Annotated in this window: 11 protein-coding genes and 1 tRNA gene; 8 read left to right on the forward strand and 4 right to left on the reverse strand. The window is 47.9% G+C overall.

The annotated features are described in order from the left end of the window. The first annotated feature begins 7 nt into the window (after window positions 1-7). Window positions 8-94: transfer RNA gene (locus tag H579_RS0121225), tRNA-Leu, on the forward strand. Between the two features lie 332 nt (window positions 95-426). Here H579_RS0121225 and H579_RS0121230 read toward each other — a convergent pair. After that, window positions 427-711: an ArsR/SmtB family transcription factor gene (locus H579_RS0121230; RefSeq protein ID WP_028302329.1), complete on the reverse strand. Its 285-nt coding sequence runs from the start codon at window positions 709-711 to the stop codon at window positions 427-429. A gap of 463 nt (window positions 712-1174) precedes the next feature. Here H579_RS0121230 and H579_RS0121235 point away from each other — a divergent pair, with 463 nt between their 5' ends. Both H579_RS0121235 and gorA read left to right on the forward strand, forming a co-directional pair. Then, complete coding sequence (locus tag H579_RS0121235) at window positions 1175-3076, forward strand: propionyl-CoA synthetase (protein ID WP_028302330.1); 1902 nt, start codon at window positions 1175-1177, stop codon at window positions 3074-3076. A gap of 280 nt (window positions 3077-3356) precedes the next feature. After that, window positions 3357-4718: a glutathione-disulfide reductase gene (gorA, locus tag H579_RS0121240; protein ID WP_028302331.1), complete on the forward strand. Its 1362-nt coding sequence runs from the start codon at window positions 3357-3359 to the stop codon at window positions 4716-4718. Window positions 4719-4911: 193 nt separating this feature from the next. Here the strand turns inward: gorA and H579_RS0121245 are convergent, their stop codons facing one another. After that, window positions 4912-5226, reverse strand: a complete 315-nt coding sequence (locus H579_RS0121245) for an SCP2 sterol-binding domain-containing protein (RefSeq protein ID WP_028302332.1) — start codon at window positions 5224-5226, stop codon at window positions 4912-4914. A 285-nt stretch (window positions 5227-5511) separates the two neighbouring features. Between H579_RS0121245 and sohB the strand changes: the two genes are divergently transcribed. Beyond that, window positions 5512-6579: a protease SohB gene (gene sohB, locus H579_RS0121250; RefSeq protein WP_028302333.1), complete on the forward strand. Its 1068-nt coding sequence runs from the start codon at window positions 5512-5514 to the stop codon at window positions 6577-6579. Window positions 6580-6671: 92 nt separating this feature from the next. Here sohB and H579_RS0121255 read toward each other — a convergent pair whose 3' ends face one another. Then, entirely contained in the window at window positions 6672-7052 is a 381-nt protein-coding gene (locus H579_RS0121255) for a rhodanese-like domain-containing protein (protein WP_028302334.1), read from the reverse strand. A gap of 208 nt (window positions 7053-7260) precedes the next feature. Next, window positions 7261-8316, reverse strand: a complete 1056-nt coding sequence (locus tag H579_RS28220) for a ParB/RepB/Spo0J family partition protein (RefSeq protein WP_051228147.1) — start codon at window positions 8314-8316, stop codon at window positions 7261-7263. A gap of 262 nt (window positions 8317-8578) precedes the next feature. Here H579_RS28220 and H579_RS29780 point away from each other — a divergent pair, with 262 nt between their 5' ends. The 4 genes from H579_RS29780 to rimO all read left to right on the forward strand — a co-directional run bounded on the left by H579_RS29780 (window position 8579) and on the right by rimO (window position 12635). After that, on the forward strand, window positions 8579-9691 hold the full coding sequence (locus tag H579_RS29780; RefSeq protein ID WP_245583332.1) for an indolepyruvate ferredoxin oxidoreductase subunit alpha: 1113 nt from the start codon (window positions 8579-8581) through the stop codon (window positions 9689-9691). A gap of 1 nt (window position 9692) precedes the next feature. Further along, entirely contained in the window at window positions 9693-10490 is a 798-nt protein-coding gene (locus tag H579_RS29785) for a thiamine pyrophosphate-dependent enzyme (RefSeq protein WP_245583333.1), read from the forward strand. Next, on the forward strand, window positions 10490-11089 hold the full coding sequence (locus tag H579_RS0121270; protein ID WP_028302335.1) for an indolepyruvate oxidoreductase subunit beta: 600 nt from the start codon (window positions 10490-10492) through the stop codon (window positions 11087-11089). Before H579_RS29785 ends, H579_RS0121270 begins: the two co-directional genes overlap by 1 nt. 223 nt (window positions 11090-11312) lie before the next feature. After that, complete coding sequence (gene rimO, locus H579_RS0121275) at window positions 11313-12635, forward strand: 30S ribosomal protein S12 methylthiotransferase RimO (RefSeq protein ID WP_028302336.1); 1323 nt, start codon at window positions 11313-11315, stop codon at window positions 12633-12635. The last annotated feature ends 78 nt before the right edge of the window (window positions 12636-12713 follow it).

Genomic DNA, 12713 nt, shown 5'->3' on the forward strand with positions numbered 1-12713 from the left:
CCAATAAGCCCGGGTGGCGAAATTGGTAGACGCAAGGGACTTAAAATCCCTCGGTGGTAACACCGTGCCGGTTCGATTCCGGCCCCGGGCACCATAGCTTAAGCATGGTGCTTTTTTAGTTTTAGCCCTTTCAAAAATCTTCTGTGACAATCCATATTTTAGACTTTACCTTTTCTGAAGTGCAGCATTACATATTCAAGAAAGGCAGGTTTCCTTACCTATGCTTTCTGAAAGTTAAAAAAGAGAGGTGCAGGGGTGCGGTTTAATCACTGTATGTCGAAATGGAATGGGCTATGATAATAGTGGTTAATGAGGCTAAATCTGAGATTGGTTCTTATAAAAGTCAGTCTTAATGTTGGGAGTAGGCAGTTGCTCGATAACGATCTGCTCAATCCTCCCGCCCCCCTGCGATTAAGAAGTTTACATTTATTCGGTTGGGCAGTACATCTCGTGCAGCGTCCGAATAATTGTGCTTGCCCGGTCGCCATTCAGAGAATAGTAAATTGTCTGAGACTCGCGACGGGTTTTTACCAGATTATCCCGACGCAGAACCGCCAGGTGTTGGGAAAGAGCGGACTGGCTTAGATCCAGTGACTCATTCAGTTCACTTACCGACAGTTCTTTTCCTTCTAAGTAGCAAAGAATCATCAGTCTGTTTTCGTTTGCTAGTGCTTTCAGCAGTGCCGTAGCCGCTTTGGCATTGTCACGCATTGACACGATATCAACTTTTTCTTGGACAGATTCCTCGAAAGTCGCCATTTATATTACTCGCTAGAACTAATTTAGTTTTTATTGATGTTAGTATAAATCTTGCGGAGTTCAACAAAAATTAGTCTCATTTCCACAAAGCGGTTGATTATAAAGGGAGATTGCTTGGGATTAAAGTCGAGTATTCACTTTATTGTAATTGTCAACATTTTTGCGGGTCTGCTTTAGTATTACACTTTCTAATATATAGGGTTGTCGACAGTTTAATGGTTGGTTGTTTAGTATGCAAAAACCGCTGTATGCCTCTGTATATAAGGCTGTAGGCTGATCTTCACCTTTTGTCTTAGTTTCAAAATCAGTATTTTCTATTAAAGTTGTCGACGATCTCGGGGGTGATGTGTCGACAATCATAACCCCGAAAAAGTTAATACTTAATCATAACAAATACAAAAAGGGGTCTTATCCCATGACCTATCAGGCCGAATACGAAAAATCGATCAATCAACCGGAAGTTTTCTGGGCGGAAAAAGCTGAAGATATTCCTTGGCATACCAAACCCAATCAAATTCTGGGTAAAGATGAGTTTGGCACAGACCGCTGGTTTGTCGATGGAGAGCTGAATACCTGCTACGCCGCGTTGGACTATCACGTCGAAAACGGTCGTGGTAATCAGGTCGCGGTGTATTACGATTCCCCTGTGACTGATAGTAAAAAGAGTCTGACTTACTCTGAACTGCGTGATCAAGTCGCCACCTTTGCCGGTGCTTTAGCGGCTCAAGGTATAGAGAAAGGCGATCGTGTCATCATCTATATGCCGATGGTGAGTGAGGCGGTTGTTGCAATGCTGGCCTGTGCCCGTTTGGGGGCTGTGCACTCTGTTGTGTTTGGTGGCTTTGCGCCACATGAGTTAGCGGTACGTATTGATGATGCGAAGCCAAAGGCGATTGTATCAGCATCTTGTGGTATCGAAATCCAAAAAGTGATTCCTTACAAGGCGATGCTGGATAAAGCCATTGAGCTGGCTGAGCATAAGCCGGACTTCTGTGTACTGCTGCAACGTCCACAGGAAACTGCTGAACTGATCGAAGGTCGTGACTTTGATTGGCAGGAAATTATCGCTGATGCACAGCCTGCACCGTGCACGCCAGTAAAAGCGACTGACCCTCTGTATATTCTTTATACGTCGGGTACAACCGGTAAGCCTAAAGGTGTTGTACGCGACAATGGTGGTCATGCTGTGGCGATGAAGTACAGCATGAAGGCGATCTATGATATGAACCCAGGTGAAGTCTTTATGGCGGCTTCCGACGTGGGTTGGGTTGTGGGTCACTCCTATATTGTTTATGCACCGCTGCTGGCGGGTTGTACCACCATCGTTTACGAAGGTAAGCCGGTACGTACCCCGGATTGCGGCGCTTTCTGGCGTTTGATTGAAGAATACAAGATCAAAGCCTTCTTCACCGCACCGACTGCTTTCCGTGCTGTGAAGAAAGAAGATCCAAACGGTGAAGAGCTGAAGAAGTACGATATCTCTTCGCTGAAAAACCTGTTCCTGGCTGGTGAGCGTCTGGATCCGCCAACTTTCTACTGGCTGCAAGAGCTGGTCGGTGTTCCGGTAGTGGATCACTGGTGGCAAACCGAAACAGGTTGGGCGATTGCTTCCAACCAGATGGGTATTGAGCCCCGTGAAGCTAAAGCGGGTTCTGCTACAGTACCGACTGCAGGCTTTAACGTGCAGATTCTGGACAGCAAAGGCAATCAGATGCCTGCGGGTGAGCAGGGTAGTGTTTGTATTAAGCTGCCGATGGCTCCAGGCTCTCTGACCACAGTTTATGGCGATCCGGATCGTTTCCAGAACTCTTACCTATCCACCTTTGATGGTTACTACCTGACGGGGGATGGCGGTTATATCGATGAAGATGGTTATATCTTTATCATGGGTCGTACCGATGATGTGATTAACGTTGCGGGTCACCGTTTGTCTACCGGTGAGATGGAAGAGATTATTGCGTCTCATGAAGGTGTGGCTGAGTGTGCGGTAATCGGTGTGAATGATGAGCTGAAAGGTCAGCTTCCGGTTGGACTGGTGACCACGAAAGATGGCTATAACGCTTCCGATGAAGCCATTGAAGCGGAATTGGCAGCACTGGTACGTTCCGAGATCGGTGCAGTGGCGTGTTATAAGCAAACCATCGTGGTAGATCGTCTGCCCAAGACCCGTTCCGGTAAGATCCTGCGTAATATTCTGCGCTCTATTGCAGACGGAAAGGAGTATCAGGTGCCATCCACGATTGATGATCCTGCCAGCCTGCCGGAAATTGAAGCCATTATGGCCGAAAATAAGATCGGTTTGGCTGCTGATGCATAATTTGAGGTTTAACCGATTTGTGCTCAATCCTATCCCGATGAGCTGCCACTCAGTCAGCTTCCGTTTCGGCGGAGGCTGATAAACACTCAGTCCTGAAGATGAATGTTTTGGTTTGAGTGTGCCATTGCATTCTTCAGGTACGGGTGTTCGGGATTTACATTGTAATCTGTTTTGCCTCTTTGACCGGCTGATTAATTCAGCCGGTTTTTTTGTATCTAAAATTTCTTAGGGCTTATGTTAGACTGTGCTGAATAACTGAGTGACAAGCTAAGGAATTTCTATGAGTCGTTTTGATTTTGATCTGTTTGTTATCGGTGCGGGCTCCGGTGGTGTTCGTGCAGCACGTACCGCTGCAGGTTTAGGTAAAAAAGTCGCGGTAGCTGAAGGCCGTTTTCTGGGCGGTACTTGTGTGAATATCGGTTGTGTGCCGAAGAAACTGTTCTCCTATGGTTCTCACTTTCATGAAGAGTTTGAACAGGCCGCAGGTTTTGGTTGGTCTGTTGGTGCACAGAGCTTTGATTGGCCAACATTGCGCGATAACAAAACCAAAGAGATTGAGCGCTTAAATGGCATCTACCATAACCTGCTGGTGAACTCTGGTGTTGAACTGGTTGAGGGCTACGCTTCCGTTAAAGGTGCTAATGAAGTTGAAGTAGATGGCAAAACCTATACAACGGAATATATCCTGATTGCCACGGGTGCCAAGCCTTTTACGCCTGAGTTCCCGGGCAGTGAGCATACGGTCAGCTCTGATGAAGTGTTCTATTTGGAGGAATTTCCTAAGCGTACCCTGGTGCTGGGCGGCGGTTATATTGCGGTGGAATTTGCCGGTATTTTCCAGGGCTTGGGTGCGGAAAGTCACCTGGTTTACCGTGGCGAGCTGCCTCTGCGTGGCTTCGACGAAGAGGTGCGCCAGTTCGCCTGTGATGAGATTCGCAAAAAAGGCGTGAACTTCCATCTGGAAGTGAATATTCAGCAGGTTGAGAAACAAGACTCGGGTTTGCTGGTTACTCTGACCGATGGTAGTCAACTGGAAGTGGATCTGGTGCTATGTGCTACAGGTCGTGTACCGAATATTGATGGTCTGGGTCTTGAAACGGTTGGCGTTGAAACTGGTCGTGGCGGTGCGATTCAGGTATCTGAAGGGTTCCAAACCAGTGTGCCGTCTATCTATGCACTGGGCGATGTGATCAACCGTATGCAGCTGACACCGGTAGCACTGGCTGAGGCTATGGTACTAGTGAATAACCTGTTCCAGCCTGAACTACCGACTAAAACTATGGATTACAGTAATATTCCAACGGCGGTGTTCTGCCATCCCAATATAGCAACAGTCGGTTTGACCGAAGAGCAGGCTCGTGAACAGTTCGATCAGGTCGCTATTTATAGCGCGTCTTTCCGTCCTCTGAAGCATACCCTGTCAGGTTCTGAAGAGCGTCATCTGATGAAGCTGGTAGTGGATGCTACCTCGGATAAAGTGGTGGGTGCCCATATGGTGGGCCAGGATGCCGGCGAAGTGATGCAGGGTATCGGTGTGGCTATTAAAGCCGGTGCGACTAAGGCGATGTTTGATAGCACCATTGGTATCCACCCAACAGGGGCGGAAGAGTTTGTTACTATGCGAACCGTAACGCGGAATTAATCACAACCTGTTAAAGCAAGTTGAAGCTGGATGGATTAGGGCTGATTGCTGTTCAATGAATCAGTGGGATCTGCTCTTTGACATATAAAAATGCGCTTTAGTCGAAAGACTAAAGCGCATCGGCAGGCGAGAAGCAGTAATCCGGTTGTCTGAAAGTGCTGTTTCTAAACTCTTTCAGATATAACCGTTTTACTTACATATCGAATAGGCTATTCAGCTTGGTCGCAAGCATCATATTACCTTCAGCTTTTACCTTTCCGGTCATAAACGCAGTCATACCGTTTACTTCACCGGATAGCAGGCCTTTCAGGGTATCTTTGTTCATCTTCAGAGTTACAGATGGATCATCGTGCTCGCCTGTTTCGATGATGCAAGCGCCATCTTTGATTTCGATAAAGTAATCATTATCGTCAGAGATGCAGAATTGGAACACTTCATCCATGCCCTGAGCGGCATCAGCATTGAATTTGTTTTGAAGATTGTTCAGAGTGGTGGCTACATCTGTCATGGCTAAGACCTTATATCTAATTGTTGTGTTGATCATTCAAGCTTATTTCAAACATACGTTTGAATCAACCCCTTGTTGTACTTAAAATTATAGCCAGCGAAACATAAGTATTTTGATATTCTCCTCTCAGGATGGAGAAAAAAGGCGTATCCAGTGTTCTTAGATACTTTGTTTCGCAGCTTTACAGGTGATTAGTGCAAGCTGCAGTACTTTAATCTAAAAATGATACACAGTAATTTAGGCATGCTGTATGCTTACTGGCAGAAAAGAATGTGGGAGTTGTCCGTGTACGATTTTTTTAGTGAATATGGAATTTTCCTTGCAAAAACAGTGACTTTAGTTGTGCTGTTTGTTGGAAGTATTTTGACAATTATTGTGGCTGCAAGCCAGAATAAGAAGAAACCGGGTGAAGGTGAAATTGAGATTGAGCATCTGAATGAGAAGCTGGCTCATACCACGCAAGGCATTAAAGAAGCAGTATTTGAAAAATCTCTGTTTGAGCATGAAGCCAAAGTAGAGAAAAAAGCTGAAAAAGAAAAACATAAAGCCACCAAGCACAAAAAAGGTCAGCCTTATCATGACGATGGCCGTAAGCGTATGTTCGTGCTTAATTTTGATGGTGACATCCGTGCGTCTGATGTGGCTTCTTTGCGTGAAACCATCTCAGCGGTACTGACTATTGCCCGTCCTGAGCAGGATGAGGTTGTGGTTAAGCTGGAAAGTGGCGGTGGTATGGTGCATAGCTACGGTCTGGCGGCTTCCCAGTTACAGCGTATTACCAGCAAGCAGATTAACCTGACTGTCTGTGTCGATGAGGTAGCGGCCAGTGGCGGTTATATGATGGCATGCACTGCCAATAAGATTCTGGCGGCCCCTTTTGCGATAGTGGGATCTATCGGTGTAGTGGCTCAGATTCCAAACTTTCATCGTCTGTTGAAGAAGAATGATATCGACTATGAAGTACTGACTGCGGGTGAGTACAAGCGCACCATGACTGTGTTTGGTGAAAATACAGAGGAAGGGCGTAAGAAATTTGTTCATGATCTGAACGAAACCCATGACCTGTTTAAAGATTACATTCATCAGCAGCGTCCGGAATTGGATCTGTCTCAGGTTGCTAATGGCGATGTCTGGTATGGCGTACAGGCGATGGATCTGGGCTTGATTGATGCTATCAAGACCAGTGATGAGTATCTAATGGATGCTTGTGACGAGTCTGATGTTTATTTGGTCACCTACGAAGTGAAAACAGGCTTTATGGATAAGCTGGGAGAGATGGTGTCTATCGCTGCTGAGAAAACTACGGATCGCTTCTTAACCCGCGCACGTCGTGCTGAGATTGAGCGTAGTTAATCTACTCTCATTGGAACAACGCTAACAAAGGCCATTGTTTCTAATGGCCTTTGTTTTTTACTATTGGCAGAAGCTTGTGTCTGTCAGCCTTTTTAACGCCACTCTTCTGGTGCTTTCTCTTCCTGGTTACCCGCTTCCAGCCATGCACCATAGCCACCCAGCATATTAATTACCTTAGTAAAGCCCATCTGTTGCAGGGTATATGTGGCCAGAGCGCCGCGGCCGCCAGCTTGGCAGTAAACAATAATCTCACGATCCTTATCACTTAGAGCTGGGTGTTCAGGGGCACGGAACTCAATCACGCCACGGGGTAGATCAACCGCATTGGGTATATGACCCTGCATAAATTCCTGGGGTTCGCGTACATCCAGTGCTAGTGCACCCTCTTGTAAGCGTTGTGCAGCTGTAGCTACATCACATTCCTCAATAGCGCTTTTAGCTTGAGCAACAAAATCCTGGGTAGTCAGTGCCATGGAGTCATACCTCATATAGTCAGTTTAGTAGGATTATACTAATTGAGGGTTTTCTTATAAAGCGTGTTTTTGGCTAACGGCGTTTGAGATAGCGAAACAGACTGCAATTTATTACTTGAATCCAAGAAGCATTGAGTCGCAGTCTTTTCTAGAAACGTGGATTAGTGTTACAGCCTCAACCTGGCTTTCCTGTGAAACAAGGGGGGGGCTAGTGCTGCCTATGCTCCTGGACAAATTGTTGCCAAAGAGGCTGTAGGCTGGCTGAGCCTAGATTGTTCTGTAACTGCAGGAATTGGGTGAACTTTTTCTCCAGCTGAGCCAGTGGCAGGCTGAGTAACTCAATACCTGTCAGTTGAGCCAGAGGCAGGTGTTTAAACTCTTTAATCAAACAAACCAGAGGATCACTGTCTGATCGATTGGCTTTGCTTTGACTCTGGTTTTGGCCGAAGGTCGAAGCGTCTGTCACAAGTTCAGGATAATGGCTTTCCGGCAGTGGGCTCTGGCTTTGAGAGTGCTCCCGAGTTTGGTCGTGTTCTTTAATTTGGCTACTTAAACTAAGCTCCTTCCGAGCTTGCTCAACCTTGGCGCGTAAGCCACCCTCACTATTACCTTCCATCGCTTCGGCAATCAAACGGTCAGCCGTTGCTTCATCTTCCTGGTGCAGTTTAGCCAGGCTGTTCAAGGTATTAATATCCTGCACGGCACTGGTCGTTGCCAGGTTCTGGACCGCATCAGGGGCGTTTAGCAGAGATAAGCGTTTGGATAGCCAGCTGGGGGAGCGGCCAATGGCTTCTGCAACCTGCTTTTTACTACCGGCGAGCGCGACCATTTTCTGTAAGGCTTTAGCTTCTTCCAGTGGTGCGACATCTTCTCGTTGATTATTTTCGATAATCTGCAGGGCAAGTACATCAACGTCGTTGGGGCTGCGAATCAGTGCAGGGATAGCGGTTTTATCCGTAAACTGATGGGCGCGCCAACGGCGCTCACCTATCACAATTCTGTATTGATCTGCATGACCGGTGGGCTGGACTACGATAGGTTGCAGCAGACCGTTTTCCTGAATACTTTGGGCCAGATCCAGTAGACTGTCTTCATCAAAAGTCTGGCGGGGTTGGTCTGGGTCCGGGATGACCTGGTCCAGTCGCAATTCTATGACTTCTGATGAGTTGTGCTGCAATTCATTGTTTAGGGTTAACAGCAAGCTGCTACTGGTTGACTCTGTATTCTTGTCTGCAGCGTTTGTGTCGTGTGGATCCGTAATCATGTAGGCCTCCCGAAATCCTGGCGAAGATATTGTACATAGTCTTGAGTGAATGTCTTCGTATTTGCGGTATTTAAGTACAACTGCACCTTTAGTCTTGGGTCGGGATTGTATTGATATGTGTCAACAAGAAAAGATTAACTTCCTTTTAGCATGGCTACGCCCGTCAAATAAATAATACACAAATGATAATGCGGGTTAAGTATTAAGTAATACTTTGTTGCAGAGCTTGATAAGAGATAACCTTTGATTGAGGACGACCCATTTGAACGCCAGATCTCCTGTAAATACGGATAAAAGATTATTTGTCTCGGGTAATGAGGCTATTTCACTCGCTGCCAGGGATGCTAATGTAAAAGTTGCTTCAGCTTACCCAGGTACTCCTTCGACAGAAATTCTGGAATATATATCGCAATATAGTGATATTTATTCAGAGTGGTCGATTAACGAAAAAGTATCACTTGAGGTGGCTATTGGTGCTTCGCTGGCAGGCAGCCGTGCCCTGTGTGCCATGAAGCATGTAGGCCTGAATGTAGCGTCGGATGCGCTGATGACGCAAACCCTGATTGGTGCTATTGGCGGTCTGGTGATTGTGGTGGCTGATGATGTGGGTTTGTCGTCGTCTCAGAATGAGCAGGATTCCCGTTACTGGGGGCGTTTTGCCCATGTACCTGTGCTGGAGCCGAGCGATACTCAGGAAGCTTACGCATTCACCCGCCTGGCGTTTGATCTGTCTGAGCAATATCAGGTACCGGTGCTTGTGCGCGTTACCACCCGTATCTGTCATGTAAAAGGTACTCTGGAGCTGAAAGAGCCGACCACCGCTGAACCGAAACAGGGTTTTGTTAAAGATCCAACCCGCTTGGTGATGGTGCCGGGTAATGCTAAGCACCGCATTCCTATGATGCTGGAGCGGGATGGTATCTTGACCGAGGCTGCTGAACAGTCTGAGTTGAACTGGGTGGAAGAAGGCGAATGCAGCGATCTGGGCTTCGTCGTTTCAGGTGTCGCCTATCAACATGTTAAAGAAGCTTATCCCGATGCGCCTGTGCTGAAACTGGGCTTCAGCTACCCGGTGGCTGTAGAAAAAATACGAGCATCTAGTCAAACCGTTGAACGTCTGATTCTGGTGGAAGAGGTTGAGCCTCTGCTGGAGAAAGAGTTAAAAGCGGAAGGCATCGCCCTGGAGGGTAAGTCTATTCTGCCGAAACAGGGTGAACTGACACCGGGTGTACTGAAAAAAGCCATCGAGGGTGAGCAGGAGCAGAGCGGCGAGGCCAAGCCTGAGCTGATTGCAGCGGCCCAGGAGGTATTCCCGCGTCCGCCCACCATGTGTGTCGCCTGTCCGCATCTGGGGGGTTTACTACACACTGTCTAAAGTGAGAAATACCTATATCTCCGGTGATATCGGTTGTTACACCCTGGGTGCCGGTCATCCATGGAATGCGCTGGATACCTGTATCAGTATGGGGGCTTCTATGGGGGTGGCGTTGGGTCTGGATAAAGGTCGTCAGCCGGAAGATGCCAATAAAAAGGTAGTCGCTGTGATTGGTGATTCCACCTTCCTGCATATGGGCATGCAAGGTCTACTGGATCTGACCTATAACAAAGGTAATGCCACCATCCTGCTGCTGGATAACCGTGCGGTGGGTATGACCGGAGGTCAGAATGCACCTTCCAGCGGTATCAATCTACAGGGAGAGCAAACTGCTCAGGTGAACTTCCCGCAACTGGTTGAAGCCTTGGGCGTGAAAAAAGAGCGTATTCATACTCTTGATCCTTACGAGCTGCCAACCCTGTTTAAAGCGCTGCGTGATGAAACCAAGGTTGATGATGTCTCTGTGATTATCACTAATCAGCCCTGTGTACTGACCGAGCGCTATAAAGCGATGCAGCCGCTGACCGTTGAAGAGAAGGATTGTACCGGTTGTGGTAACTGTCTGGATGTGGGCTGTCCGGCCATTCTGGTGACCCGCCGTGAGACTGTGGTTAAACCGAACGGTAAAGAGAAGGAGCTGGCTTTCTGTGATATCGATACCAGTGCCTGTACCGGTTGTAATCTGTGTGTAAATACCTGTGCGCCGAATGCCATTGTGCCTGCAGGCCCTGTGGTGGGTAACGGTTACGAGGCTCCTGAGGGGCTGGCAGTGGAAAATCTGGCTGTGGAGGTGAAGTAATGGGTGCGCAAGGTATTACCAACATATTAGTGGCCGGTATCGGTGGCCAGGGCGTGATGACGGCGGCTGAGATTTTGGCCGAGTCCGCCCTATTCATGGGTATGGATGTGAAAAAAACTGAAGTAGCGGGCATGGCTCAGCGCGGAGGCGTTGTGACCTCTCATGTGCGTTTTGGTCCCCGTGTGCATTCACCGTCTATTGCAGAGGGAGAAGCCGATGTGCTGGTGGCGTTTGAGCCTGCCGAGGCTTTGCGCTGGATCAATCATCTGAAAGGCAGTGGCGTGGCTATGGTGAATACCTATCGCCAGTCGCCGCCAGTGGTAAGTTCTGGCCTGTTTCAATATCCCGAAGATCCTATTGCCGATATTCAGGATAAGCGCGAGGTACACGCCTTTGATGCCGGTAATATCGCTATCAAACTAGGTGATCGCCGTTTGATCAATACCATTATGCTAGGTGCGATCTCTGAGCAGTTGCCCTTTGATACGGATGTGCTGGAGCAGAGTGTGTTGAAGCGCTTTGCTCATAAGTCTGAGGCTCTGGTTGAGATGAATCGAGTGGCGTTTGCTGCGGGTAGAGAGGCCGCTCAGCGTAATTAAAGTACTTCTGATGAAGTGCTTTGCCTTCTCACGCAGTTTTTCGTTACTGCTATCTACTTTGTTAGAGCTTTGCCAGTCCGTTTGGGCTGGCTTTTTTGATGCTAAGAATCAATCTCATTTTTATATCAATGCTATTAACCATCCCGACTATGTTTCCTCTACAACCCTTGTTCACTCTGGGTTAGAATGCGCGGGTTTTTTCTTATCCATCTGAGGTTGTTGAATGTCCGCTGAAAATCCTAAAGTCGGTTTTGTGAGTCTGGGTTGTCCAAAAGCACTGGTTGATTCGGAACGCATTCTGACCCAGCTGCGTACCGAGGGCTATGAAATTTCATCAACCTACGATGGTGCGGATCTGGTTGTTGTAAACACCTGTGGTTTTATTGATGCGGCTAAGGCTGAATCCCTGCAGGCGATTCAGGAAGCGCTGGAAGAAAATGGCAAAGTCATCGTAACCGGCTGTATGGGGGCTGACGAAAGTGAGATTCGTGAAATTCACCCTCAGGTACTGAGCGTATCCGGGCCTCAGCAGTATGAGCAGGTTGTTGGCGCGGTGCATGAATATTTGCCGCCGAAAAAAGATCATGATCCTTTTGTTGATCTGGTACCGCCACAGGGTGTTAAGCTGACACCTCGTCACTACTCTTACCTGAAGATCTCTGAAGGCTGTAACCATCGTTGTACCTTCTGCATTATTCCATCACTACGTGGTGATCTGGACAGCCGTCCTATCGGTAGTGTGATGGATGAAGCCCAGCGTCTGGTCGATGCCGGTGTTAAAGAGCTGTTAGTCGTATCTCAGGATACCAGTGCTTACGGTGTGGATCAGAAGTATAAGCTGGGCTTCTGGCAGGGCCGTCCGATGAAGACGCGCATGAAAGAGCTGTGTCAGGCACTGGGTGAGCTGGGCGTGTGGGTGCGTCTGCACTATGTCTACCCATATCCAAGTGTTGACGATGTCATCCCGCTGATGGCTGATGGTACTATTCTGCCGTATCTGGATGTACCGCTGCAGCATGCTCACCCTGAAGTGCTGAAGAAGATGAAGCGCCCGGGTGATATCGAAAAGACGCTGGAGCGCATCAAAAAATGGCGTGAGATCTGCCCTGAGATTGTGATTCGCAGCACCTTTATTGTCGGCTTCCCAGGTGAAACCGAAGAGCATTTTGAATACCTGCTGGACTTCCTGAAAGAAGCTCGCCTGGATCGTGTGGGCTGCTTTACCTATTCTCCTGTCGAAGGTGCACCAGCTAATGAGCTGGAAGGCCAAGTACCGGAAGAGGTAAAAGAAGAGCGCCTGGCACGCTTTATGGAAGTACAGGCGGTTATCAGTGCAGAAAAGCTCCAGGAGAAAATTGGCCAGGAGATGGATGTGCTGATCGATATCGTAGGCGAGGATGGCTCGATTGGTCGTACCAAAGGTGATGCCCCTGAAATTGATGGTGAAGTACACCTGCTGGACCAGACTGATTTCAACGAAGGTGATGTGGTGCGCGTGCGTATCGTTGATGCAGATGAGCACGATCTTTGGGGTGAAGCGATCTAATCTCTGCTTAATTTAAGGTCAGGGTTTAGTTGTACTGAATACCAATCAGAGGTGATACCTTGTTTGACCTGTTTTAGC

Origin of the sequence: Oceanospirillum beijerinckii DSM 7166 (assembly GCF_000422425.1) — a bacterium.
In the GTDB taxonomy this organism is placed as follows: Bacteria; Pseudomonadota; Gammaproteobacteria; order Pseudomonadales; family Halomonadaceae; genus Oceanospirillum; species Oceanospirillum beijerinckii.